Consider the following 26,090-nt stretch of genomic DNA (forward strand, 5'->3'; position numbering starts at 1 on the left):
ACCTAGCTGGCGTTGGCCAAGCGGGCAGTGGCATTAACGCCGGCTGCTTCCGTAGAAGCGGGAGCGGCGTTGCGCTCCTTGAACAGGAGCAGGAACAGCACCAGCACGGCCCCAGCAATACCGGCCGGAATCAGCCAGATCATGCGCCAGTCGTGCGTGCCGGCCGAGAGCTGGTAGCTGTCGAAGATGCGGCCCGAGAGCAGCGTGCCGATCAGCATGCCTACGCCGTAGGTAGCCAGCGTAATGAAGCCCTGAGCCGAGCTTTTAAACTGCTCACCGGCCAGGTTGTCGGTGTAAATCTGACCCGTCACGAAGAAGAAATCGTAGCAGATGCCGTGCAGCACGATGCCCGCAATCAGCAGCCAGTAGCCGCTTTCCCCGTTGCCGTAGGCGAAGCACACGTAGCGCAGCACCCAGGCCGCCATGCCAATAGCCAACATCTTCTTTACGCCCAGCTTGCTGAAGAACAGCGGGATAGCCAGCATAAACAGCAGCTCCGACACCTGCCCCAGGCTTTGCACCCCGGCGGCGGCTTTCATGCCCACCTCGTTCAGGAAGGGGTTGGTGAAGCCGTAGTAGAAGGCCAGCGGAATGCAGATGGCAATGGAGGCTAGGAAAAATGTGAGGTAGGAGCGGTTTTTCAGCATGCCAATGGCGTCGAGCCCCAGCAAGCTGCCCACGGAACTGGACTGGCCTTTCTTCACCGGCGGGGTAGCCGGCAGCGTAAAGCTGAACACGCCCAGCAGGGCTGAGGCCCCGGCGGCCATCAGGAAGGTAGACTGAAGGCTGTTGCTCTGCTCCCAGTTCAGCCAGCCGATGGTGAGGCCGGCCACAATCCAGCCCAGCGTGCCCAGCACCCGGATAGGGGCAAACTCCTTCTGCGGGTTCTGCATCTGCCGGAAAGCAATGGAGTTCACCAGGGCCAGTGTGGGCATATACAAGATCATGTAGGTAAGGATATTGGGGTAGAAGCTGCTGAAATCTGGGGCCTGGGAGGCGCGCCACAGCAGCACTGCTCCAGCCAGGTGCAGCACACCCAGAATCTTTTGAGCCGAGAAAAACCGGTCGGCAATGAGCCCCACGATGAACGGCGCCACAATAGCCCCGATGGACTGCGTCAAAAAGGCCACGCCCACCTGCGTGCCCGAGGCCCCCAGGTTGCGCAGCAAATACGTGCCCAGCGTGACAAACCACGCGCCCCAGATGAAGAACTCCAGGAACATCATGAGGGACAGTTTTACCCGGATTGTAGAAGTCATGAGCAAGTGGGAATTGGAGGTTGGGAGTGGGGTAGTGTTTGTCATTCCGAGCAAAGCGAGGAATCTGGAGTAATCCGTATCAACGGCTTCAACCAGATTCCTCGCTCTGCTCGGAATGACACATTTTTTTACTTCAGGCTGAGGATGTAGCGGGTCATTTCCTCGGCGTCTTTCTGGGAAAGGCCGGAGTGGGGCGTCATGGCAACATCACCCCAGTTGCCGCTGCCGCCGGTTATGATTTTCTTGGCCAGCATGCTCACGTTGGCCTCCGTAGCGGGGTATTTCGCGGCCACATCTTTGTAGGCCGGACCCAGCAGCTTCTCGGCTTCGCGGTGGCAGCTGGCGCAGTCGGCCGACTGGATGAGCTTGGCCCCGCCGGCCACGGCACCACCCGTAGGCGCCGTCCCAATTTTGGTGGCGTTGGTGTCTACCTGGGGTTGGCGGGCCACGGCGCTGATGTTGGCGCCGGTGGTGCTGTCCTGGGCCGGCACGGTTTCATCGGCCAATGTGTAGGATTCCTTGGCGGCGGGTTTATCGGATTCGGAGCTGCAGGAGGCCAGGGCGGCGCAGAGCGTTAAGAGCAGGAACGCGTTTTTCATGGATAGTTCGGTGAGGTTAGAGGCCGAGCAGGCTGCTGTTGCGGGCTGCGTCGATGCCGGAGGCGGCAAAGTCGTCGAATACCTTGTCGGTGACGCGGATGATGTGGTTTTGGATGAAGGGGGCGCCTTCGCGGGCTCCGTCTTCGGGGTGCTTGAGGGCGCATTCCCACTCCAGCACGGCCCAGCCGGGATAGTCGTACTGAGTGAGCTTGCTGAAAATGGCGTTGAAATCCACCTGCCCGTCGCCGAGGGAGCGGAAGCGGCCAGCGCGGTCGGCCCAGCCCTGGTAGCCTCCGTACACGCCCTGGCGGCCGGTGGGGTTGAACTCCGCATCCTTCACGTGGAAGGCCCGGATTCGCTCGTGGTAGATGTCGATGTACTCCAGGTAATCCAGGCACTGCAGCACGAAGTGGGAGGGGTCGTAGAGCAGGCAGGCGCGCGGGTGGTGGTCTACTTTCGCCAGAAACTGTTCGTAGCTCACGCCGTCGTGCAGGTCCTCGCCAGCATGAATTTCGTAGCACACATCCACGCCGCACTCGTCAAACACGTCCAGAATAGGCCGCCAGCGGCGGGCCAGCTCCGTAAAGCCCGTTTCCACGAGGCCGGCCGGGCGCTGGGGCCAGGGGTACATGTAAGGCCAGAGCAGCGCCCCGCTGAAGGTGGCGTGGGCCGTAAGCCCCAGCCGCTGCGAAGCCTGCGCGGCGTACTTGAGCTGCTGCACGGCCCACTGCTGCCGGGCGGCGGGGTTGCCGCGCACCGTCTCGGGCGCGAAACCGTCGAACAGCTGGTCGTACACAGGATTTACCGCCACCAGCTGGCCCTGCAGGTGAGTGGATAGCTCGGTGATTTCCAGGCCGGCCGCCTGCACCGTGCCGCGCAACTCGTCGGCGTAGGTCTGGCTTTCGGCCGCCAGCTTCAGGTCGATAAAGCGGCTGTCCAGCGTGGGCAGCTGCAGGCCTTTGTAGCCCAGACCGGCGGCCCACTCACAAATATTAGCGAGGCTGTTAAACGGGGCCTGGTCGCCGATGAACTGGGCCAGAAAAATGCCGGGTCCTTTGATGGTTTTCATTTTGAGAGCTTAGAGCAGAGAACTTAGAGCGTAGGTTTTTTCGATAGAACTGAGTCTGAACTCTAAGGTCTTTGCTCTAAGCTCTCAATAGCCGGGAAATCCGTCCACTTCTGCGCGGAGCGGCCCGAGGCAATGACGTTTTCAATGAAGGCCATGCCCCGCACCCCATCCTCAATACCCGGATAATCCTGGGCTTCGGGTGGGGCGGGCTGGCCGGTTTGTTCGGCCAGTAGGGTCAGGGCGAAGTTGCGGTAGAGGTTGGCAAAGGCTTCGAGGTAGCCCTCAGGGTGGCCGGCCGGAATGCGGCTGTTGTGGCGGGCGGCGGCACTAAGGTAGCCCGCGCCCGTGCGCCGGATTTCGGTGGGCCGGCCCAGCCACTTCACCAGCAGCGTGTTGGCGTCGGCCTGCTGCCAGTCGAGGCCGCCTTTTTCCCCGTAGATGCGCAGGCGCACGTTGTTTTCCTCACCCGCCGCCACTTGGGTAGCTACCAATACGCCGCTGGCCCCACCGGTCAAGCGGAGGAGCACGGCGCCGTCATCATCCAGCTGGCGACCAGGCACTACGGTATTGATGTCGGCGCAGAGCTGAGTCGTCTGCAGGCCGCTTACGTATTCTAGCAGGTTAAAGGCGTGCGTGCCGATGTCGCCCATGGAGCCGGCTACGCCGCTGCGGGCGGGGTCGGTGCGCCAGGCAGCCTGCTTGTTGCTGCCGCCCTCCTCGAAGTTGCTTAGCCAGCCCTGGGGGTACTCCACGTACACTTTGCGGATGGTGCCCAACTCCCCGGAAGCCACCAGCTGGCGGGCCTCCTTGAGCATGGGGTAGCCCGTGTAGGTGTGCGTGAGGCAGAGCCGGCGGCCGGTGGCTGCAACCACCGACCGTAACTCCTTAGCCTCCGCCAGAGAAAACGTCATCGGCTTGTCCAGCACCACGTCGAACCCGCTTTCCAAGGCCAGCTTGGCCGGCGCAAAGTGCAGGTGATTCGGCGTGACGATGCTGATGACCTGCACCCGCTCATTGGCTGGCCGCTGGGCTTCCTGAGCAATCAGCTCCTGGTAGGAGCCGTACACACGGTCCGGAGCCAGCCCCAGCTCCTGCCCGGTAGCCCGGGAAGTGTCGGGGTTGCTGCTGAAGGCACCGGCGGTGAGCTCATACAGGCCATCCATCGCTGCGGCCATGCGGTGCACCGCCCCGATGAACGCGCCCTGCCCCCCGCCAATCATGCCCAGTCGTAGTTTCATTCGGTTATTGGTTGATTTGGAAGAACGTCATGCTGCGCTTGTAAAAGCATCTGGTATGCTGACGTTGTGAAAGTAGCTGTCATGCTGAGCGGAGCCGAAGCATCTCTACTGCTTTGTTATGGCGGTGGGTATTACTACACTACCAAGATGCTTCGGCTGCGCTCAGCATGACGTTCTGATTCCTGGAAAATCAGGTCGTAGCCCAGGCTTTGTCGCCCTTTTTGTAGGGCACGCAGCCATCGTACTTGCCGGGGACGGGCAGGTAGCGGAGGGCTTTGGTGGCGCCTACTTCGGAGGTGAAGTAACCGAGCAGCGTCAGCTCCTTGATCATGCGGAAGTAGTGGTTGGGCGCTTCCGGCTTTTTGGTTTTGATGTAGTTTTTCTGCTCGGCATCCAGGGCCGTGAGCAGGGCCGTGCGCTGGGCCGCATTCAAAGCCAGGAAGCCCTTGCTGTACTTCTGCTTGGCAGCGTCTTCGAGCTTGGTCAGGCCTTGCTTGAACACCTGCTGGTCGTCGGGGCGGTAACAGTCGCGCACCATTACGGCCATAAAGCTGCCTACATCGGCGGCCTTAGCTCCGGGTGATTTAGTGGGAGGCAGAATGGTGTCACCCACTTCGTTCAGGTAAGCCACCTGCTCGGCGTTGAGCACAGCCGGTAGCTCTTTGGGCGCGGCCGTTGGGGGTGTTTTTGCCGTGGTTTTTTCCTCGCTGGGGGAGGAGCAGCTGCTCAGGAAATAGTCGCCCCCGATAACGGCTCCGCCCATCAGCAGTGCTACGCGGGCCAGGGCATCACGTCGGTTCATCATCGTTAGTAGGGGTTAGAGGTTTTGTTTTTTGAGCTCACCCACGGCGTGGTCTACCGCGCGGGCCGTGAGGGCCAGGTAGGTGAGAGAAGGGTTCTGACAAGCCGAGGACGTCATGCAGGCACCGTCGGTGACGTACACGTTGGGGGCGTCCCACACTTGGTTGTGGGCATTCAGGACCGAGGTTTTCGGGTCGCGGCCCATGCGGGCAGTGCCCATTTCGTGGATGCCGCCGCCCATGTTGTAGCCGTTGTTGTAAGTGCGCACGTTTTTCAGGCCCGCCTTCTCCAGCATTTCCTGCCCGTCCTGCATCATGTCGATGCGCATTTTCTGCTCGTTTTCCCGGATGGTCGCGTCGATGGCCAGCACAGGCAGGCCCCACTTGTCTTTCTTGGTTTTGTCGAGGAAGGCGCGGTTGTCGTGGTAGGGCAGGGTTTCGCCGAACGCGCCCAGGCCCATCGTCCACTGCCCGGGCTCCGACAGCGCATCCTTGAAGTCGCCGCCGATGCTCATTTCGGCAATGTCGCGGCTCCAGCCTTCCCGGCCGGCACCGCCCTGGTAGCCGAAGCCCCGGATATAGTCGCGCTTGTCCCCGAACAGATTGCGGAAGCGCGGCACGTAAATGCCGTTGGCGCGGCGGCCGTACACGTATTTATCCTCGTAGCCGGGCATCTCCCCGTAGGCACCGGTCCGGAAGTGGTGGTCCATCAGGTTGTGGCCCAACTCCCCGCTGCTGCTTCCCAGGCCCTCGGGCCACACGTCGGTGGCCGAGTTCATCAGCACCCAGGCCGAATTCAGCGTGGAAGCATTGAGGAACACGATTTTGGCGTAGTACTCGTAGGTCTGGTTGGTTTCCGCGTCCAGTACTTCTACGCCCTTAGCCCGCTTGGTGTCCTTGTCGTAGAGGATTTTAGTGACGATGGAAAACGGCCGCAGCGTGAGGTTGCCCGTGGCCATAGCCGCCGGCAACGTGGCCGACTGCGTGCTGAAGTAAGCCCCGAACGGGCAGCCCAGCCAGCACTTGTTGCGGTACTGGCAGTTCACGCGGTTGTGGTGGGGCTTGGTGATGTTGGCCGTGCGCCCAATCACCATGTGGCGGTCTTTGTAATGCTTGCGGATGCGGGCGGCCACGTCCTTTTCCACGCAGTTCATCTCCATGGGCGGCATAAACTCGCCGTCGGGGAGTTGGGGGAGGCCGTCGCGGTTGCCGCTGATGCCCGCAAACTTCTCGGCGTGGCTATACCAGGGCGCTATGTCCTTGTAGCGAATGGGCCAGTCCACGGCAATGCCGTCCTTGGCGTTGGCCTCAAAATCGTACTCACTCCAGCGGTAGCTTTGCCGGCCCCACATCAGGGAGCGGCCACCCACCTGGTAGCCCCGGAACCAGTCGAAGGGCTTCACCTCCACGTAGGGACTTTCCTTTTCCTTTACCCAGAAATCCAGGTTGCTTTCGTTGAGGGTATAGTCCCGGCTCAGCACCGGGTAGTCCTTCACCATCTGCTCGGTTTTGCCGCCGCGGTGGGCAAACTCCCAGGGGTTCTTGTTGGCATTCACGTAGTCCTTGATGTGCTCTACGTTGCGGCCCCGCTCCAGCATAATGGTTTTCAGGCCTTTCTCGGTCAGCTCCTTGGCAGCCATGCCGCCCGAAATGCCGGATCCGATGACGATGGCGTCATAGGTATTCTTTTCCATAAGAAATGGGTGGGAAGAGTGTCAGTTGTGGGGTTGTCTGTGACCAGTCATCAGCCCTGGCAAGGACTGACCACCAGCTTCACAGCCAGCTAGATGAGGTTGCGCTTGATGTGCGTGATGCTCTGCTGAATGCTGTCGAAGGGCGAGCCGGGCGTTTGGTCCTGCTCCACGAAGAAGTGCTTGAGACCCGCCAGCTTGGCCTGGGCGAAGATGCGTTTGAAGTCGATGCTGCCGTTGCCTACTTCGGTGAAGTTCTGCTGGGGCGTCTTGTCCATGTCCTTCACGTGCCAGAGCGGGAAGCGGCCGGGATTCTGCTTGAACAGCTCCACCGGGTCGTGGCCGGCCTTGGTGGCCCAGTAGAGGTCGAGCTCCATCTGCACCAGGTTCTTGTCGGTTTCCTTGAGCAGCACGTCGTAGGGAAGCTGGCCGTTCTGGGCCGCAAACTCGAAGTCGTGGTTGTGGTAAGCCATCTGGATGCCGGCCTTTTTGCACCGTTCCCCGGCTTTGTTCAGGCGCTCGGCCAGCAGCTTGTAATGGTCGAGGCTACCGCGCTCCGACTCGGTTAGCCAGGCACATACCATGTACTTGATGCCCACCTGGGCGGCATCGTCCACGGCCTTGTCCCAGCCGTGCAGGATGGTGCCTTGCGTGGGCTGGCCGTTATTTTCCTGCTCCCCCAGCAGGTAGTGGCTGCTGGGCATCTTCAGGCCGTTCTGCTTGAGCACCTTGGCAAAAGCAGCCGGCTCCATGCCATAGAATTTCTGGTTGCCGGTGTAGGTGGCGCCTTCCATACAGGTGTAGCCCAGTTTAGCTACCCGGGCCAGCGTACCGGCCGGGTCCTGCTGCATGGCGTCGCGCACCGTGTACAGCTGCAGGCCGATACCTTTTTTGGAAGAAGCCAGCAACTCCGGGCTGAGCAAAACGCCCGCAGAGAACAGCGCGGCGGACTTAACGAATGTGCGGCGGGAATGCATGCGGCAGATTTAGGAAAGAGTGGAAGCCAAAGCTCCATTTCTCCGGATATGCGCTTATGCAGTAATTACACCGCCTGTGTGTATGCTCAACAATAAGGTTAAAATGCCTGTCAGTCAGTAAATTAAATTTATAATGTTGCTCGAAAACAGGCATAGCCTATCAGTTTTTGAACGCTTCACACACAATTTTTCAAGCAGAATCGGCCAGGTGGCGGGCCCGAAACTCGGAAGGCGACACCTGGTAGCGGGCCTTGAAGCTGTTGGAGAAATAGGAGTGCGAGGTATAGCCCACCTCATAGGCCACGGCCGTAATTGTGAGCTTGTCGTTGAGCAGCAGCTCGCGGGCTTTGCGCAGGCGCACCAGCTGGATGTAGTCGGTTACGCTGGTGCCGAGCACGGCCTTCACCTTGCGGTAGAGCTGGGTGCGCGAGAAGCCCAGGGCCTGGGCCAGCTCTTCCACCGTGAGGTCGGTGCGCGTCAGGTCCGACTCTATCTGAGCCGTTAGAGCCTGCAGAAAAGCCTGGTCGGGGTTGGGGTCGGGGGCGGCGGCATCGGGTGTGGCTTGGGCGGCGGCCCCCAGCTGCCGACGCGTGTGTTCGTGCTGGCGGGCGCGGTTAGCCAGCAGGGTATGAATGCTTTCGAGCAGAAACGTGGGGTTGAAGGGCTTAGTCAGGTATACATCCGCCCCGGCCTGCACGCCCTCCACCTGCTGCTCGGGCGCGGTACGAGCGGTGAGCAGAATAACGGGCACGTGCGAGGTGCGCCAGTCGGCCCGCAGCTGGGCCACTACCTCCAGCCCGCTCAGGCCGGGCATCATCACGTCGCACACAATCAGGTCGGGAATGAGGTCCTTGGCCAGCTGCAGGCCGGTACTACCATCGGCGGCCGTCTGCACCCGGAAGTGGGGCTGCAGCTTGCGCGCTACAAACTCGTTCACGTCGGCATTGTCCTCAATCACCAGTACCAGCGGCTCCTGCCCGGCGGCAGTTTCGGCAGTCAGGTCTTCGATGGGCAAAGCCCGCGGCTCGTCCAGGGCCAGCGCCTCGGGCAGGGCGGCTGTGGTGCGCAACTCCGCCGGCAGCTCGCACGGGAGCGTGACGATGAACGTGCTGCCCTGGCCCAGCTGGCTGCTGAACGTGAGGTTGCCCTGGTGCAGGCGCACCAGCCCCTGCGCCAGGGCCAACCCCATCCCCGAGCCTTTGGCCGTGGCCGGCTGCTCGCCCTGGTAAAACCACTCGAAAATGTGCGGGCTGTCCTGGGGGCGGATGCCGCGGCCGGTGTCGGCCACCTCTACCTGCAGGGCTTGGCCATCATCAGCGGGCCACACGCGCACCGTAATCTGCCCACCGGCAGGCGTATATTTCAGGGCGTTGGACAGCAGGTTGAAAAAGACTTTGTCCAGCACGTTGCGGTCAAGCCAGCCCGGCAGCTGCGGCACAGCGGGTTGAAACAGCAGCGCTACCTGCTGCACCCGGGCTGCCGGCTCAAAGGTTTCCACCAGCTCCCGCACGAAGGCTACTAAGTCGTCTTCCCGCGCCTGCACGGCCATCTTACCCACTTCAATCTTGCGGAAGTCCAGCAGCTGGTTGACCAGCTGAAGCAGGCGCTGGGTGTTGCGGCGCACCAGGCCCAGGTCGTGGCGGTGGGAGGGCAGGAGCGCGGCGCCGTGGGGGCCGGTCAGCATTTCCTCTACCGGACCCATAATGAGGGTGAGCGGGGTACGCAGCTCGTGGGAGAAGTTGGTGAAAAAGCGCAGCTTGGCCTCGGTTTCTACCCGCGCCTGCTCGGCCAGCTCCGCAATCTGGTTGCGCTGAGCCCTGATTTCCTCGTTCTGGGTGCTGAGCTGGCGGTTGATGACGTCGTTGGCCTCATTCTGCCGCACCAGCTCCCGGTTGATGACGTCGTTGGCCTCGTTCTGCCGGGCCAGCTCCCGGTTGATGCGCCGGTTGCTGCGGGCGGCCCGCCAGGCACTGGCCCCCAGTACCACGGCTGCCAGCAGCGTGGCCAGCAGCCCGTACAGTGCCGTGCGCTGATTGGTGTAGGTGGCCTGTAAGGTGCGCAGCAGCTGCTGTTGCTGCTCAATGCCGGCTTGCTGACTGGCCACTTTGGTGGCCTGCTGCTGCAAAGTCAGCACGTTCACTGAGTCGATAACGATGGTGCCCAGGATGTTTTCCCGCTCGTAGGCCTGGTGGTGCAGAATCTTCAGGGCCACGCGAATAGCTTCCTCCCCGCCGGGCGAATAAAACAGCGAAGCCGTAGCGCGGCCCTGCTGCACCATTTCCATGCCGTTGCCCGGCCCCGGCAGCCCATCCACCCCAATGATGCGAATATCTTTCCGGCCCAGCCGCCGGCACACCTCGTAGGCGCCCTGAGCCATCAGGTCGCTGTGTGCGAAAATCAGGTCGGTTTCGGGGTATGTCTGCAACAGTCTGGAGAGGGCCGGCTGCAGGGAAGTTGCCCCCCAGTCGCCTACCACTTCGCCCACTACGCGGATTTCCGGGTACGCCCGCAGGGCCTGCGCAAAGCCTCGGTGGCGCTCCGCCGAGACGGAAGAAGGGGAGCCCAAAATTTCCACTATGCGGCCGCGCTGCTGCAACCGCAGCGCCGCGTAGCGGGCGGCGGCGGCGCCCACGCCGGCATTGTCGCCGCCCACGTAGGCCGCGTAGTGCGGGGAGGTGGTGTGGCGGTCCAGCAGAATCACGGGCACCCCGCGCCGGTAAGCTTCCTCAATGGCCGACGACAGGGCGTGTTCCTCATTAGGCGCGACTACGAGCACATCGGCCCCGGCATCGAGCAAGTCATGTACCTGCTGCTGCTGCTGCCGGCTGTTGCCCTGGGCATCGCGTGTCAGAAACTGAATTTCGGGATGAAAGGAAACTTCCCGCTTCATGCCGGCCAGCATGGCCTCGCGCCAGTCGCCGGCACTCACGCTCTGCGAAAACCCGATGCGGTACGTTGGCGGCGGAGTGGGGGCACAGGCGGCCAATGAGCCCAGCAGGCTCACCAGCACCAGGAGTCGACGTAAGCAGCTAGGGTAAAGCAAGCGGAGAGTAGTTGATACCAATAGCCGCGCGCTGATGGTGGGCTACCTCATCACCAAAGATAGGAAAAAGCCGAGGGGCTAGGTGAGAATGGCCTTGCCGCCGTGGATATGCGAAACACTCCGCTTGCGCTGCATTTCTAGCTATATAATGGATCGAAAGTTTGATTTCAATAAACTCGTTCAGTTAGCTAACTGGCTTGTAGGTGAATTTTGTAAACTCCAGTAAAAGGAGTCTTTGCGGTTATTTAGCATGCTACACGAAGGTTGCAAGGCCAGCGCGCGTAGCGTAGCAAAAAGAGCGTTAGTTAATCAGCTTGTTTTATTGGCTACTCGTTACGAGCCTCCTCGTACCATTCTCCATTAACGAAGTAATATGTGCTGTTGTGCAGGGCAATGACTGGCACTGGTTCCGTCGCCTTTAGCGGGATGACCCATCCTGTTTGTGGGTCGTAGGCGGAAAAAAGGGGCGGAAGCTTTTTCGTTGTACTGCAAAAGACGCCGTGGTTGCGGTCAAAACTTAGCCACACGTGCTTCGTGTCATTATGATTCATGCTTGGGCTCCGGGCGGACCGGGCTTCGTCGTGGACGGTGAGGTGAAGTTGGTACGTTTTGGCTGTGGTACCTACCAGTTGGGTACGTGCTCGAAACAATTCGTATTCGTAGGGACTGCCAAGGATATAGAAAGCATTCCGCAGGTCGTATTCAAAGAAGGTGCGCGCCTTCATAGCTTGGCGGAGGTGGCCTTTGTCTATGCAGAGTAAGAGCGTATTCCTAATTCCCAGATTTGACCCACCCCGAACGGCGTAGGTGACTTGTAAAAATTCCTTGTTTATCACCTTCACTCGCCCCGGAGCCCAGTAATCGTAGGCAAACACCGTGTCCTGTCCACAAACTATGGCTAAAGATCGGGGGGAAGAATCACTCAATTCTCGTATCTGCACCTGCAGAGGCGTACCATCCAAGGACTGTAACCTATAGGTTTGAGCGGTGGCGCCGGTGCAAAAGGCGCAGGCCGGGAGGAAGAGCAAAAGAGTGCGAAGTCGCATGAAGTGTCATTTCCCGAAAGCTACATGCCCGCCAGCCTAACACAATGCGCTCAAGAAGATGATTGAAGTTTCATCAGACTTTATTGCCACCTGAAAATGAAAAAACCCCTGCATCAATGGATGCAGGGGCCTTTTGCGGTCCGGACGGGACTCGAACCCGCGACCTCCGCCGTGACAGGGCGGCATTCTAACCGACTGAACTACCGAACCAAGGTAGACCGCACTGTGAAAAGCCAGCTGCTTTCCGGTGAAGTGGTACAAAGGTAAAGGTAGTTTTCGATTTCCAAACATGGAAAACCGTCCTGGCTACGTAAAAAGCCCGATTTTTGGGCTAGCCTCTTGGATGTAAAGGAAATAGCCGCGCAATTATTTTTGTGGTACGGCACGCAGCGACGATCGGGCGAATGCTGCGGTGGGGCAGGAGCCAGTTGGTAGACCGGAAAAGCAAAATGCCCTCCAGCTTGCGCTGAAGGGCATTTGCGGTCCGGACGGAACCTGAACTTCTCCCCATAAAGCGAACAATATGCCTTGTAAATCAGATGTTTATCCTTTGGTTGCTTGCAGTAGCCGAATTATTGGGGGCGTCATTGGGGGAGGTTTCCATCAGATATCTTCTAACCTCACCCCGGTCGTGCCCCAACAGCTCAATCACCTCCCACAACCGCTCGGAGGTAATGTCGGGTGTGGTAGGTATGTAGGTAGAAATATAGCCCAGCACCACCCACAGTTGCACAATGTCAGCGGCGGGCAGGTCGTACGGCTTTACCATTGGGTTATCTGACAGCAAGTCCACCATACCGTTTCGGTTGGTGATGCGGCGCGGAATGCGCTTGAGCAGGATGTTTTCGTGCGTGACGACCACATAGATTTCGCCTGGCTGCAGCAGGTCCCAGCGGTCCACGTACTGGCTCACCACAATGTCACGGTGGTTGATAGTCGGTTCCATACTGTCCCCCGACACCTCAAAAGCACGGTAGGTGCCGTGCTCGAAACCGGGAATATGGTAAGGCCGCATCTGCTGCAGATATACTGCCTCATTGAAGGAGCGAGCATAGCCAGCCTGGGCACGAGCCGGTATCATCAGGGTGTTTTCTTCCCCTTGGCGGTCTACCGTTACCGTCAGCACCTGACGGTCAGTTACCGCCCGGCTCAGGGTGTTCTTTTTCTCTGCTTTTTTTTCAGTGGACTCCCCGGTGTCAGTCACCCCACCCCGAAACATGGAGCCATTACCCAACAGCAACCAGTCTGGCGACACTTCCGGCCAGAGGCTTAAAAAATCTACTATGGTAGGATAGCTAGGTTCGGCCCCTTGTAAGATTTTATACATCTTACTGGTAGTCCCATAGCCTAGCTTTTTTGTGGCGCTACTGGCATTTAAGCCATAATGGCTCAACAAATCCTGAATTCTATCTGCTATGCTGGCAGATGTGGAATGGCTTGCAGGTGTTTTGTCCATGATTTTTTAGCACCTGAGTGTAATATTTACACTCAAAGAAGTGTATGTTTGTGTGACAAGGTAGTCAAAAATTCTTACTTATACACTACAACACACAAAAACATGGAACAAAATACCAATTCGCCTACCGAGTTCCAGCAAATCCTGCAGCGACTCGGCACTGGCAACACCGTTGTACGCGACACTATCCAGCTGCTAGCGCAGCGCGGTGTCAAGGTTAGCCGCTCCGCTATGTACCAGGCCCTAGACGGCCGTAGCAACCGCAAAGAGCTGATTGAGGCCTTTTTAGAAACTGCTGAGGCCGAATTAGAACGCCGCCGGCAAGTTCGGGAACGAGCTGCCCGCCTAATCAATGAAGCCTGATGCAAACCGTCGTCCTCATCCCCGAGCCCGAGTGGCGCCAGATTCTCGGCCGACTGGAAAAGCTGGAAAGCGCCGAGCAGACACGTATCAGAGTAGAAGCCGCCGAAGCCGATGAGGTGCTGGCCGTGCGCCAGGCTGCCGCTTTCCTGGGTATGAAGCCCGAAGGCATCCGCAAAGCCCGCCGTGCCGGCCGCCTCAAAGGCGTCCGCATCAACGAGAAGGAGTGGGGCTTCTACCGCTCTGAGCTGAAGCGCTACCAGTACCGCTACACTCGTCGCCTGCCCACCAACGAACGGCAAGCAGCCTGACGCTGAGCACTTCCGGCCCCCGCATCGGTTTTCTGGACATGGTTCAACCCTTAATGTCCAACACCATGCAGCTAGTTGTGCTTGTTTCCGAAACCGAGTGGCGCACGCTCCAAACCGAAGTAACCCGGTTAGGCGAAGCCCTGGCAGAACTCCTTTCGCCCCCGGCACCACCCGACGATGTGCTGACCACGTCCCAGGCCGCCGCCTACATCGGGTTGTCTGCCGAGGCCCTGCGGCGGGCCCGGCGCTTAGGCCGCATCCAGGGAGTGCGCCTCAACGAGAAGGATTGGGGTTTCCGCCGCTCCGCCCTCGATGCCTACCCGCGCCGCTACTCCCGCCCCTCATCTGCTTCATCCCCAACCTCTACTCCATGACAACCCAGCTCCACGCCATCGTCGGCCCCGATGCTCCGGCCGCCCGCTCCATCATTCGCATCCAGAAAGCCCGCGTCAAAAATCAGCACCTCACCTGCGAATTCACCGAGCAGCGCGCCGACGACGCCCCGCCCCGTGCGTTCTGCCTCACGGCCCAGGAGCAGGTGCACCCCGACCTGCTGCACTGGCTGGCCCAGCTCGTCCCGCACCTCTGCCTGCTCTGCGAACAGCTGACCGAAACGCCCCACTATTGGCCCGACGACGAAACCGGCACCCTGCCGCCCCACTTCGAGGCCTTCACCCTTACCGGCTTCAGCATCGGCAACGGCGGCCGGGGCGTCACGCTCATCGGTCAACGCCAGCTTGCCGGCGGCAAGGTGCTCAACCTCACCAGCCCCTACGTTTCCTTCGACGACGAGCTGCCCACCTACGCCTACGCCGGTCTGCTGGAAACCGCCCTCGACGCGGCCACTACCGAAGTGGAAGCTGCCCTGCGCGGCAAATGCACCGACTACCGCCAGCTCGACCTGTTCGAACCCACGGCTGACGAGCCCGGTACCGCGCTGATTCCCCTGATTCCCGTGGTAGCCCATGCATGAACTACATCCAGCACACCCGCGCTGCCCACCAGCAGCTGGCCAGTCAGCCCGCGGCCACCCCGCACCACGTCAGCCTGTATTGGGCGCTGTTTTACCAGTGGAACGCTGCCCGCTTCCCGGCCATCCTGCCCCTGCATCACGCCGACCTGATGCGCGTCGCCCACATCGGCAACGAGAAGACCTACCGCTCCGCCCTGCGCGACCTGCACGCTTGGCAGCTGCTGGCTTACCAGCCCAGCCACACCCGCTACCAGCCCAGTACCTGCTGCTTGGCTGACCTCTCCGACGCCCCCGGCATCGGGGGCGAAACCGCCCCTCAGGCCCCGCCCGCATCGGGGCCACAACTGCCCGCGCAGCCCGGCATCGGGGCCAGAAGTGCCCCTCATGCCACTGCTTCATCGGAGGCAGAACTGCCTGAACTACTTAGGGCAGAACTGCCCCTCATGCCGCCCGCATTGGGGGCAGAAGTGCCCCAACACTCCTTATATGATAAAACAGGTAGTAGTAAAACCTCTACCCATAAACCTACTCCCTTCGGTCGTAGTGGGGCGCCGCACCCCGAAAAAAAAATAGGGGAGAAGCCGGCCACCAACGACAGGCTTTCAGGGGCGGAGGTGGTCGGCGACGAACCGACGCCCCCAATTACGCCCCCAAAAAATCCGGCCGCCGGCTCCCGGGCGTCCACCGTCCGCCAGGCCGCCACCAGCACCCGCCCCGGCCGACCGCCGCGCCCGGAAATAACCTTCGCCGAGTCCGAGTACGCCGACGTGGAAAAGTTCATCCAGGCCTTCCAGGGCACCGATTACGCCTTGGCCGACCTGCGCCTCTACCACGAGAAAGTGCGCCTCTGGCGCGACCGGAAAACCGGGGAGCCGCCCCGCCGCCGCGACTGGCTGGCCACCGCCCAACGCTTCATGCTCAACGACGCCCATGACAACCGCCTCAAACTCGCTCCAACCTCACCGCCAGGGGCATCTGCCGGCCCCGGCGGGCAGCAGCCCGGCAGCACAATTGATGCGCTTTACGAGCAGTTCTACCCTCGGCGCCCTGGTTAGCCAACCCACCACCGAAGCCACGGCCATCCTGGTGGCCCAGCTTAGCGTCGGCCTCACCATCGAGCAGGCCGCCGCCGCGCCCAAGCTGTTCCAGCTCAGCCGCCAGTACGGCGAGGATGAAATCCGCAAGCTTCTGGCCGTCATCCTGCGCGCTTTCGTGGATTCCGTGCGCGTACCCGACAAGCCCACCGCCGCCGATATCCTCGACCTGGCCGATACGCTGCTGCTTACCTACTCCCACGATTCCCTGCGCGACATCGTGCTGGCCCTCAAACAGGCCCGCACCACCGGCACCATCTTCTACCAAGCCCTTGACCCCGCCACTATCTACGGCTTGCTCAAAACCTACTTCGAGAAGAAGGCTCAGCACCTCGAACAGCAGCACCTCGACCAGAAAGCCCGCAGCACCGCCGCCGAAAACAGCGCCTTGGCTCAGCTGCAGCAAGCTGCCCCGCAAGTCGCCGCCGGCATCGGCCGCCAGCTCCCGCCCGACCACCCCAACCTCGACCACCTGCGCCAGCGCCTCACTGTCATCAAGCACAAGCTCCGCCGCGGCCTGCTCACCGACAACCAGGCCCAGCAGTTGCGCGCCGAAACCCACGCCGCCGCCCAGCGCGACCCGCGCCCCGACTGGCAGCCCAGTACCGAAGCTCAAAAGTTCATCAACGCCCGCCACCGTGCCGAAGACCGCCGCCTGGCTGAAAAGTACCGCCCCAACTCCGCCGCCTGAACATGCACTCCTACACCACTACCCCCGCCCAGCGCTTGGCCGAGTTGCGCCGCGACCTGGCCACCAAAATCCGGCAACACCCTGCTTGGGTGCGTGAAAAGCGCCTCACCCAAGCCGCCGCCGACCAACGCCTAGCCGCCACCCGTGACGCCCTGGCCGACCTCGAACAGCTGCACGCGCCAACCCCAACTCCGGTGCTGTCAGCCACGCCGGCCACCAGCCTTATCAAATCCAAGTCCAGCAGCCAATAGGAGTGAAGCTACTAACCCATGCCTCGCTCTTCACTGGCCTCGGTGCCTTCGACCTCGCCGCCGAGTGGCTCGGCTGGCCCACCATCTTTCAGGTCGAGCAAAACCCTTTCTGCCTCAGCGTCCTCGCCCGTCACTTCCCCTATGCCCACCGCCACCCCGACATCCGCACCTTCGACGCCACGCCCTACGCCGGCACAGTTGACGTGCTTACCGGCGGCTTCCCCTGCCAATCCTTCTCCCTTGCTGGAAAAGGCGCAATGGACCTCACGCTCTGGCGCCAGATGCTTCGCTGCGTGGTCGAGTGCCGCCCCGCGTGGGTCGTGGCAGAAAACGTTCGGGGCCTGCTTGCTCGTAGCCACGGGCTGGTACTCGAAGAAATCTGCGCTGACCTGGAAGCTGCGGGCTATTCCGTCTTCCCGCCGCTGCTACTTCCAGCTGCTGCCGCAGACGCCGACCACCGCCGCGAACGGCTTTGGCTGGTTGCCCACGCCCGTGGCCAACGACAGCCGCAACAGCACGCTACCCCCGTCCCAGAAGAACCGGACCCGGGGTCAGTTCTGCTCCATTCCCTCGTTCCTGCTCAACCACAACTGCGCCCCCGGTACGCCTCTCTCCGTGAGGTTCTACGAGAGGCTGATGGGCTTCCCGAAGGACTGGACCCTACCACCCGCAACGCCGCCCTCCACGCCCTAGGCAATAGTATACACCCGATTGTAGCGTTCAACTTACTGCGTTGCATTGCCTATGTGTAGTAATAATAATGCTTCCTCACCACTATAGTGAGGTGTTTTGTCTCTAAGCAGCGAATCAAACGACAAGTCAAATACCGCCTGCCTAGCAATTACTGTCCTACTTGAATTTAATAAATAGTGTTTATCTGTTCTGTAAAACACTCCTGTAACGTGTAAATCTGACCTATATTTAGCGTCTCAATTTCTTTAGCGTCTCAGTTTATAAATTTTTACATCCATTATGCCTCAGCTTCAGGCAGGTTATGCCATTGAGGAGGTTATCCGATTTCTATCCGATACCCAGCTTCACAATCCGATTCCGGCATCTCAGGTCCGTGCGATGCTTCATCATCTATCGTGGTTCGAGGTCGAATCCTCTATCCGGTTTGATGGTCCTGGCATTGAGCATGATGACGAGGCACTATGGACGGTAGCCGCCAATCTAGTTAGCCGGGGCCTGCCTACCAGGGCGCCGGTTTCTATTGCCAAAGCTATTTTGTCGGCTTATTGGCCAGGTGGCGCTCATTTCTGCAAAGAGCAAATGAGCAAGGGCGTACTGGCCTTCGCATTAGTTCCTCCCGCTAAACCCGATCTATGGGCTCAGTGGCTCTGGCGAGCTTTGCATCCTATCGATCCGCGTCTAGGAGCCGATGCACATTTCCTCAATCAACTTCAAAGTTGGGAGTCACACGGTAGCGACTATGAGCGCCGCTTTCTGACCAAGATTTTGCCCGCTGTTGATGGATCTTACCTCATGCAGATAGTACAGGCTCAAACAAGTTTGCGCAATCTACTTGAGTGGGCTCCCGATGACGCCGAGCAGTTGCATAAGCTCCTGCAAAATAATCCTGAAGACTTTACCGACCAGTCAGTCGATTTCACCCTCCCGCTGCCATATCCTTGGCAGCGGAATAACATAGCTACTAGCCCTCTCACCCGCGGGTTCGTGCTTGAGGTCGATGGCAGTCAACACTGGGAAGATGATACCCAGCGGCGCAAAGACTCAGCCCGCGACAAAGCCACCCGCGACGCTGGTTGGCAACCAGTTCGTCTGCGCACTACTGAATTTTCGCAACCCGAGAAACCATTGGCTTCTCTGCAGGAGGCTATTCAACAACACGAATATTTTCAGCAGCTAAGAACCAACTTTGAACGCTCGTTACTTGCTACATCCGCTGGGCAATCAGCGTTGGGGCTCACATTAGGCCCACTTGGTGTAGCACGCATCCACCGTACTTTACTTGAGTGTATGCTCAACGGAATCCTGTCAGCACACAAGCCGACTTGGAGAATTGTCGTAATAGAACGCGACTTGCCGTGTGCAGTCTTGGGTGTTGCCTCCCTTGTAGAGCAAATGACTCAACTCTATACCCTTCAGGGACTGCAACGGCAATTACCTAAAATCGAGCTACACGTACAGTCTGCTGCTGAGTTCCCCCCCCTGATTATACCTGGTCAATTGGGTTTCACGGTTCAAGAAATTGCTTTTGGAGCTACAATCAGAGACGAGTATGATCTATTGCTGGATGTGTCTATTCTTCAACGGCTCGGCTTCACCCAAGCACCTGTTCTAGACCGCACACCCTGCTTGACAATTCGCACTGCTCATGCTCCTCAGCAGGCTCGTCGATTCCGCACCGCGCCCCTTATCAAGTACTCTCCCATAGTCGAGCGAGATGGAAACAGTGAGTCATCCTATATTCTTCCAATTGAGGAAAGACCACGGGCGGCGGCTCTCAAATACTTTGTGCGCAACATATTTCGCAAAATGGGCCTGCGTAAAGGGCAGTTACCCATCATCAGCCGAGGCCTGCAGGCTAAGAGCGTTCTTGGTCTCTTACCTACCGGTGGCGGCAAGTCACTCACTTACCAGATAGCAGCTTTGCTGCAACCAGGAGTGGCCTTGGTTGTCGACCCGATTAAGTCACTCATGCTTGATCAATTCGACGGCCTACACGACAACTGGATTGATGCCGCATCGTTCGTCAATGGTTCAGTTCGCTCCCGCGTTCAGCGGGAATTACGTCTGGCCCGTCTGGGCCGTGGCGAGCTGCTGTTCTTTTTCATTTCCCCGGAGCGCATGGTTATTCCGGAGTTTCGTCAGAAGCTCCATAATATGCACCGCGCCGAACCCAGGGTTGGCTTTAGCTACTGCGTCATCGACGAAGCTCATTGCGTATCAGAGTGGGGGCATGATTTCCGCACACCTTACCTGCGTTTGGGTGCCAACGCCCGTCTCCACTGCCTTACCTATGAAGGTGAGTCCACTCCAATTCCTTTATACGGACTCACTGCTACTGCTTCATTTGATGTCTTGGCCGACGTGCAGCGAGAGCTTGGACTAGAACATGAGGACGAGGCTATAGTTCGAACGGAAGTTTCAGCTCGCCAAGAGCTTCATGTGCGCATCCTGCCTATTACTGTAGACGACCCCTTAGCTTTTGATGCTGCTGGGCCCGCAAAGCATCAGACAATCCTTGAATTACTTCCGAGAATCCCACAGGATTTGATCGAACTAAACGGTTTGCCTGCTATCAGGCCGGAAGACGGAGAAGCGTTGACCGTCCGCAAGGTGCCTGATTTGGATACGGAGACATTTTATCTACCCGATCTGGACCGTTACGAGCATGCTGGTTTGATTTTCTGCCCCCACAAAAGCCCCAAAATTTCCTCAGGCGTGCGCAATGTGGTGTATTCACTCAATGAGCCGGGACAGAAATTGCCTCACCTGAAAACGGGCTACTTCATGGGCGGTACCACCGACGACGGCGACGCCTCCGAGCAGACCCAGCAGCGGGAGGTTGCTGCCATGGATAGAATGCAAACGGAGTTTAAAGCTAACAAGCTGAACCTGTTGGTGGCCACTAAGGCCTTTGGAATGGGCATCGATAAGCCCAACGTTCGCTACACCATCCATATGTGCTACCCGGGCTCCATTGAGAGCTTTGTACAAGAGGCTGGCCGCGCTGGCCGCGACCGGGCCACGGCCGTTAACTATGTCCTCTATTATAAAGAAGACTTCGAAATCCAGCAGAATTTCCTGGCCAATGCCTTTAAGGGCAAACACAAAGAAGAGTGCATTATGCGCGAACTGCTTACGCGCATCACCTTCCCTACCGCAGAGCAGTGTGAAGCTCTCAATGACGAGCTGGAGGCAGCCTTTCCTGACCTCACGGTCACGGCTAACCTGTATGCTCCTCCCAAGCAAAGCATTCCGAGCTATCTTTATCTAAACCAAGAGCACGGAATAGGGTACGGGCGTATCCATTTTGCAAACACTCAGGACCTTAGAGGGGATTTTAAAAACAAACACGAATCCATTCCCTCTCTGCAAGCGCAGGCAGTTGTTAACTGGACGATCAATTACTTGCTCACAGAATTACCTGATGATTCTCGTACCTCGCAGGCAGCTCTGGTTCGAGCGCTTAGTGGCCGTAGCGCTAGCGCCAGCACCCCAGGCATTCTGCCCCGCTTAGAAGAAGTAAAGTACGGTAGGGCCCCTGAGCCTCTGACGTTGGGTTTTGCCAACGGTACACTCCGTGAAATGAGCGAGGCAGCTAATACGTTTAACATTGAATTGCCCGTAACTCTGCTTCGTAAAGCTGCCGCTTTCGCCAACACCTCTGGAAAATTTCTAGCCAATCTGCAGAAAGAATACAGCAAATCGTATGGTATCACACTACGGATTCCTCCTGATTTGCGCGAGCTGATCAAAGAGCTTCTACCGCAAATCCGGCAGGAGGAAGATACATTCAAAGCAGTGCACCGCCTATGCCTGCTTGGTGTACTACGCGACTACACCATCGATTATGGTTCTCGCGCCACGACTCTCTACTTTGCTCCGCGCCAAAAAACGGATCAACTGCTTGAGACTTACGGTAAGTATCTATTACGGTACACTACCCAGCCCAGCGTTGATGCTCGGCTTGAATCAGTCAGACAGGCCGCTACCTCTGTTCCCATATTGGAGGCCTGCTTAACGGACTTGCTTGAATTTACATACACCGAAACGGCGGCCAAAAGGCAAGAGTCCATTAGCGCTATGGCTAATGCCTGCGAGATGGGTCTCAATGGGGAGAACTTGAGTGAATATTTTGACCTCTATTTCAACTCCAAATACGCCCGCAACGAGCATTTGCCTAAAGACACAGATAAGGGTAAAATCTTCAACCAGATGCTTCTTTGGCGGTATATAGACTACCTTCGAAATCCTCCAGACAACTTGGGAAAGGAGAAGGACAACGCCAAGCATCTGCGCGGCGCCTGCCGGCGCCTTCTCGACGACCGTACTTACAGTGCCAACGGCCTAGTGCTGTTGCTTAGTGGGTTTACCACGCTCTTTCTGGAATTAACAAAACCTGACGACCGTCAGTCCGACCGCGTTTTAGAAGAAGCCCGTGGCCACCTGCTAGCTGGTTTCCGTGCCTTCCAGCAACAGGATAATCTAAACACTACGACCTTGCTGGAATTTGCCCGCGAATTCGCAGTCGAGTCAGGCCGCTACGACCTTCGAGCCGCCGCCTACATCAACACGCACATCACCGCTCAATTAGAGTTGGAATTACTCACTCGTTGGCTTCAGGAGTTCAACCACCGTTTTGACAACCGTCCCACGTCGGTAGTTCTAGCCTAAGCCTTTCCCTTATCTGCTATGCAGCCTTCATTCGAAATCATCAAGCAGGAGCTTGCGCGCTTGCATTCATTCACCACCGAAATCGGCAAGGCGCAGGAAGTGACTGACCAAGTCCAAGCTGCTGCCGTCGCTGTTATAGAAGCTGCTGAGGCTATTGATCAGCGACAACGAGAGCTACTCGAACAACTCAAGGCTGAACACTCGAGTAACATACAGGCCCAATCTGCCACTTTACGAACCGCTGCTCAGCAGCAGGCTACGAAGGCAGAAGAGTTACTTCATAAGGAACTTGCCAGCCTGCGAGATGGTGCTGAATCCACTGTTAAGGCCTTGCAATCGGTAGTAGAAGAACAGCCCCGCATTCTCTCCACTATTCGTGCGCAGCACGAACAAGGTGTAGGTGCTCAGACCGATTTGCTCCGCAAGACAATCAGTGAGTCTGCCAGTAAGCTGAACGACCAATTTGGCTCTCAAATGGACCAGCTACAAAAGGTCAAGCAAGACTTCACTTCCTCTGTAGGCAAGCAGCTCGATGGGTTAACTGCTATTACTGACCGACTTCAGGTTATCTCTGCCAGCCTCACGGCCTTTCGTGACTCCATGAACGCCGCTAAATTTTCTGATCGACTGGAATCTATTGAAAGTCAACAGATCAATATTTTGAAAAGCATAAGTGAAGGTCAAAGCCACATGCTGAATAGAATACAGTCACTTGCTGATATGTTCGAACAGCGCACTGGAAATTTGACTGGTGAAATTCGATCATCAAGCAAAACGACTTTATTCATCCAAATTGCAACCATTGCCGGTGTTGCAATTGCAATTGCAATAATGCTTTTTAAATAAAATTCAAACAGGCATACAAAACGCGGAAGCCGAAAAGCGAACAAGAGTAGGCATCGTATTAAATACTTATTTGAATGGGAATTTTTGACATTTTTTCTTCCGCTTCCCAAAAGGAAACGCCATTAAACTTTGTATTCAAATCGTCAGATCATCTCCGCTACGAAGGCGGGCGACATGTATCAGGCCCTCATGGTGGGGCGGGGCGAGTGATTAAGGTGGAGCCTAACGTAAATGGTGGTGCAGGTTATACAGTAACTGCCTTCAGCTCGGATGGCAACCATCCGTTATGGCAAAATAATATTATGATGGCTCCCAAGCAGATGAAAGCCGTTCAGCAGGAAAACAATAAAGTGATTCTTAGAGGCTATGGGTCAGACGCTACTGGCGTACCTTTTGCCAGCTATGGCCTGACGATTCACCTAACGGATGGGGTAGTCGACAAGTGTATCCTACATATGCACGATCGGGGAGTTGATATTGAGTACCTTAAATAATACGGCAGCATGACTGAGAACTGGGATAATTTTCCGACTAATATCGACGAGTCACTTGGCTCAATAGCAAGAAGACCGTTCACCTTTCCTTACACCAGGTTTGAGGTGTGGCATGAAGGTGCATGTGTAATGAGTGGCCCATCAACTAATACGATTCATGCAAAGGTTATTGACAATCAATTGCACGTGAGCATCCATGACAGAAACGTGAATGAAGTTATTAAAAAAGATTTTTCTTTTGGTGAAATTTCAACAATTAACAACCGAATTCTCTGGAGTAAGGATATCATGAATGTTTCTGGTAGAATCGAGAAATTCAACCCAGATCTTTCCTCGCTATTTTATCAGAATGGACGTCTAGCAAAAGTCACTTTTACTATTCACGATCCTAATTTGCTGGTTGAATTCTACCAGTAGATTTAAACTTTCAATTGGCCGCATAGATAAGAAAGCCCAACTACACGTAGTTGGGCTTTCTTATCTATGCGGCCAATTGAAAGTTTAAAGCCTAATCAAGCAGTTGGCAAGGCTTACTATACCTGATTTCTATGACTCTATTACATCGGTGATTTCCTCACTACTTATTGCTAATACCACAGGTCGCGGCCATATGTCTGTGGCAATTTCAAATAGTCTCTCACCTCGTACCGTAATAGCCTCCGTGTTCCATTCTTTGATATTATATAGCTTGAAATAGCGGTTGAGCATTAGCGTGCTCTGACTCGATAGTTCCTGCTCCTTTATGCTAAAGGCACTATTGCTCAGTGAAGAGTTAAGTGGCGACGTGACAAGCGTAAGGTTGCCGAATGTATGAGTTAGATCATACCGTAGTTGCTGTGCCAATTCCCGACTCTCATCATCTGCGTCTTGCGCTACATCTAACGGCCACTCATTATCTGTGGGACTCTGAGGCAGTATATGTTCAATAGTCGCACTATCTAAAGTAGGTCGGGCGCTTTCCTGAAACTTGGTATACTGCTGCCACTCTACTGCTTCCAAGACCATACGAATACGCGGCTTACTCAGTGAGTTATATGCTGCGGTAGTAAGCCACCGGTGGCGAAATAGTGAATCAGTAGGCCATTCTGCTGTCGGCCCACTTAGACTCAATAAATAATTTCTGACTTCATCACGTCCGACTATTGTCAGTTGGCGCAATTCGGTTGCCATCTTCAAGAATACACGGTTAAGAGCCTGAGCAGGCAACCCACACACTACCCGGCGCACCAAATACGACTCTAGGTCACTTACAATGCCGTCAGCCTCTGCTTTAGTTTGCTCTTCTCGTTCCACAAACAAAAAGAGTAGTAGGGGATATATCGTGCTAAGGTCCATCGTACGCAACCGCCGACCAAATAAGGCCACTCGATCTGTTTTGGTGGTGGGCTCAACCAAACGACGATAGAAGACGCTGTATTTGAGCAATGTCTGCAACACCTGCTCCACATTGCCGGTAGTTTCCCGTTTCCACCAGTCGCCAAAAGCCTGATACAGATAGCCCAGTTGAATGTCCTCGTCCGGCCGCCGCAGCTGGCTTGTTAGAAAATGGAATAGGAACAACTCAAAGCGCTGCGTACTGAAGCGGCCCTGCCGAACCTCCGCTTTCCAGAAGCCCGCCGACTCCGTATCATCATACTGCAGCCAGTAGGTTTTGTAAAGCTTCTCTACTTCGGCCTGCGTTTGGAACTGACGCGTTGCTTCCAGGAACAGAAAATTCCGCACTAAGTCACCCGGTAATAGTCGAGCCCCTCGGGCATTCAGTGTTTCAAAAATGACCTGCGGATCATCATCCTGGTCCAGATCAATACGCACCAGTTCCAATTGCATGGTGATGGCCCGCACCAGCAGCTCTACCCGCCGGGTAATCTCCATTAAGTCAGGTGTTGGCGATGTATCATCCTCCAACTGCTCATTGGTTTCGGCAAAGCCTTTGATGGCCCGTGAGAAATATTCATAGGCTCCAATGAGGTGTGGTCGCGGCGCAGCCCGCTTACTCTTGACAAGCATAACTCTGGGCCGCACCTCCAGCAATTTGGCCGGCGACTTCGATTCCCATACCGCGTCGTAGTCCGCCCTGTCACGTGTGGTGGGCACCACTTTCCACCGCTCGTACTCCCGGCCACCAAGAGGTGGGTTTTCCGTCATACCATTCAGTATAGTAGTCACAGTCTGCAACGACTTACTGGTAGCATAGTCTCGTAATGCCAGAAGCAGCAGTTGCAAGGTCGTTAGCCGCTGTTGACCATCAATTACCTCGTACGTCTGATATTCTAATCCACTCGCAACTAGGCCCCGGAGCACCACCGCCCCCATGAAGTGCTTGCGGGGCTGCCGGCCAATATTCGGCCGCATTAACTCCAGTGTTTTTGACAAAACATCCTCCCACAAGGGCTTCAGCTGGTCATTTTCGTTCCAGACGTACTGACGTTGATATAACGGCACCAGATAGCGGCACTGCATGGTGAATAGCTGTTGAGCGGTAACCTTTTGCGGATTCATAAACTGAACTTTGATTGTAAAAAGCGAAT

At 57.2% G+C, this 26,090-nt stretch carries 23 protein-coding genes and 1 tRNA gene; 12 read left to right on the forward strand and 12 right to left on the reverse strand.

All coding sequences use genetic code 11. From position 1 onward, the window contains the following. Positions 1-2: 2 nt before the first annotated feature. From I5L79_RS10440 to I5L79_RS10490, 11 genes are all read right to left on the reverse strand, one after another. Positions 3-1,259 (reverse strand): nucleoside permease, encoded by a 1,257-nt coding sequence (locus tag I5L79_RS10440; RefSeq protein WP_196954993.1) that lies wholly within the window; start codon positions 1,257-1,259, stop codon positions 3-5. 128 nt (positions 1,260-1,387) lie between these two features. After that, positions 1,388-1,858: a c-type cytochrome gene (locus I5L79_RS10445; protein ID WP_196954994.1), complete on the reverse strand. Its 471-nt coding sequence runs from the start codon at positions 1,856-1,858 to the stop codon at positions 1,388-1,390. A gap of 16 nt (positions 1,859-1,874) precedes the next feature. Continuing rightward, positions 1,875-2,927: a sugar phosphate isomerase/epimerase family protein gene (locus I5L79_RS10450; protein ID WP_196954995.1), complete on the reverse strand. Its 1,053-nt coding sequence runs from the start codon at positions 2,925-2,927 to the stop codon at positions 1,875-1,877. Between the two features lie 62 nt (positions 2,928-2,989). Beyond that, entirely contained in the window at positions 2,990-4,165 is a 1,176-nt protein-coding gene (locus I5L79_RS10455; protein WP_196954996.1) for a Gfo/Idh/MocA family protein, read from the reverse strand. A 190-nt stretch (positions 4,166-4,355) separates the two neighbouring features. Further along, the gene (locus tag I5L79_RS10460; protein ID WP_231403036.1) at positions 4,356-4,970 is read right to left on the reverse strand and encodes a gluconate 2-dehydrogenase subunit 3 family protein; all 615 of its coding nucleotides are present in this window, start codon (positions 4,968-4,970) and stop codon (positions 4,356-4,358) included. Between the two features lie 12 nt (positions 4,971-4,982). Then, positions 4,983-6,659 (reverse strand): GMC oxidoreductase, encoded by a 1,677-nt coding sequence (locus tag I5L79_RS10465; RefSeq protein ID WP_196954997.1) that lies wholly within the window; start codon positions 6,657-6,659, stop codon positions 4,983-4,985. 89 nt (positions 6,660-6,748) lie between these two features. Beyond that, positions 6,749-7,633, reverse strand: coding sequence for a sugar phosphate isomerase/epimerase family protein (locus I5L79_RS10470; RefSeq protein WP_231403037.1), 885 nt, complete (start codon positions 7,631-7,633; stop codon positions 6,749-6,751). A gap of 190 nt (positions 7,634-7,823) precedes the next feature. After that, on the reverse strand, positions 7,824-10,676 hold the full coding sequence (locus I5L79_RS10475) for a hybrid sensor histidine kinase/response regulator transcription factor (protein ID WP_196954998.1): 2,853 nt from the start codon (positions 10,674-10,676) through the stop codon (positions 7,824-7,826). 326 nt (positions 10,677-11,002) lie between these two features. Continuing rightward, entirely contained in the window at positions 11,003-11,401 is a 399-nt protein-coding gene (locus tag I5L79_RS10480) for a hypothetical protein (protein WP_196954999.1), read from the reverse strand. Between the two features lie 457 nt (positions 11,402-11,858). Then, positions 11,859-11,932 (reverse strand) — tRNA-Asp (locus I5L79_RS10485). A 325-nt stretch (positions 11,933-12,257) separates the two neighbouring features. Then, entirely contained in the window at positions 12,258-12,977 is a 720-nt protein-coding gene (locus I5L79_RS10490; RefSeq protein ID WP_317191376.1) for a S24 family peptidase, read from the reverse strand. 303 nt (positions 12,978-13,280) lie between these two features. On the opposite strand from I5L79_RS10490, the gene I5L79_RS10495 reads away from it, so the two are divergent. The 12 genes from I5L79_RS10495 (at position 13,281) to I5L79_RS10550 (ending at position 23,979) form a co-directional block, all read left to right on the forward strand. Then, the gene (locus I5L79_RS10495) at positions 13,281-13,541 is read left to right on the forward strand and encodes a hypothetical protein (RefSeq protein WP_196955000.1); all 261 of its coding nucleotides are present in this window, start codon (positions 13,281-13,283) and stop codon (positions 13,539-13,541) included. Continuing rightward, on the forward strand, positions 13,541-13,849 hold the full coding sequence (locus tag I5L79_RS10500; RefSeq protein WP_073282512.1) for a DNA-binding protein: 309 nt from the start codon (positions 13,541-13,543) through the stop codon (positions 13,847-13,849). The genes I5L79_RS10495 and I5L79_RS10500 overlap by 1 nt, the downstream gene beginning before the upstream one ends. Before the next feature lie 65 nt (positions 13,850-13,914). Continuing rightward, complete coding sequence (locus I5L79_RS10505; RefSeq protein ID WP_196955001.1) at positions 13,915-14,223, forward strand: helix-turn-helix domain-containing protein; 309 nt, start codon at positions 13,915-13,917, stop codon at positions 14,221-14,223. After that, positions 14,220-14,822, forward strand: coding sequence for a hypothetical protein (locus I5L79_RS10510; protein WP_196955002.1), 603 nt, complete (start codon positions 14,220-14,222; stop codon positions 14,820-14,822). The genes I5L79_RS10505 and I5L79_RS10510 overlap by 4 nt, the downstream gene beginning before the upstream one ends. Then, positions 14,819-15,877: a hypothetical protein gene (locus I5L79_RS10515; RefSeq protein ID WP_196955003.1), complete on the forward strand. Its 1,059-nt coding sequence runs from the start codon at positions 14,819-14,821 to the stop codon at positions 15,875-15,877. The genes I5L79_RS10510 and I5L79_RS10515 overlap by 4 nt, the downstream gene beginning before the upstream one ends. Beyond that, positions 15,837-16,607: a hypothetical protein gene (locus tag I5L79_RS10520; RefSeq protein ID WP_196955004.1), complete on the forward strand. Its 771-nt coding sequence runs from the start codon at positions 15,837-15,839 to the stop codon at positions 16,605-16,607. Before I5L79_RS10515 ends, I5L79_RS10520 begins: the two co-directional genes overlap by 41 nt. 2 nt (positions 16,608-16,609) lie before the next feature. Then, positions 16,610-16,858 carry a hypothetical protein gene (locus I5L79_RS10525; RefSeq protein ID WP_196955005.1) on the forward strand — a complete coding sequence of 83 codons (249 nt, stop codon included), beginning with the start codon at positions 16,610-16,612 and terminating at the stop codon, positions 16,856-16,858. A 2-nt stretch (positions 16,859-16,860) separates the two neighbouring features. Further along, positions 16,861-17,610, forward strand: coding sequence for a DNA cytosine methyltransferase (locus I5L79_RS23765; RefSeq protein ID WP_196955006.1), 750 nt, complete (start codon positions 16,861-16,863; stop codon positions 17,608-17,610). Positions 17,611-17,830: 220 nt separating this feature from the next. Beyond that, positions 17,831-22,222, forward strand: a complete 4,392-nt coding sequence (locus tag I5L79_RS10535) for a DEAD/DEAH box helicase (RefSeq protein WP_196955007.1) — start codon at positions 17,831-17,833, stop codon at positions 22,220-22,222. Between the two features lie 18 nt (positions 22,223-22,240). Beyond that, positions 22,241-23,068 carry a hypothetical protein gene (locus I5L79_RS10540; RefSeq protein ID WP_196955008.1) on the forward strand — a complete coding sequence of 276 codons (828 nt, stop codon included), beginning with the start codon at positions 22,241-22,243 and terminating at the stop codon, positions 23,066-23,068. 74 nt (positions 23,069-23,142) lie between these two features. Then, a complete protein-coding gene (locus tag I5L79_RS10545; protein WP_196955009.1) occupies positions 23,143-23,562 on the forward strand; it encodes a hypothetical protein in 420 nt (139 codons plus the stop codon). A 9-nt stretch (positions 23,563-23,571) separates the two neighbouring features. Continuing rightward, the gene (locus I5L79_RS10550) at positions 23,572-23,979 is read left to right on the forward strand and encodes a hypothetical protein (RefSeq protein WP_196955010.1); all 408 of its coding nucleotides are present in this window, start codon (positions 23,572-23,574) and stop codon (positions 23,977-23,979) included. 129 nt (positions 23,980-24,108) lie between these two features. Here the strand turns inward: I5L79_RS10550 and I5L79_RS10555 are convergent, their stop codons facing one another. Next, positions 24,109-26,061, reverse strand: a complete 1,953-nt coding sequence (locus I5L79_RS10555; protein ID WP_196955011.1) for a DUF262 domain-containing protein — start codon at positions 26,059-26,061, stop codon at positions 24,109-24,111. Between the last annotated feature and the right edge of the window lie 29 nt (positions 26,062-26,090).

It is taken from the genome of Hymenobacter guriensis, from assembly GCF_015773195.1.
Lineage (GTDB): Bacteria > Bacteroidota > Bacteroidia > Cytophagales > Hymenobacteraceae > Hymenobacter > Hymenobacter guriensis.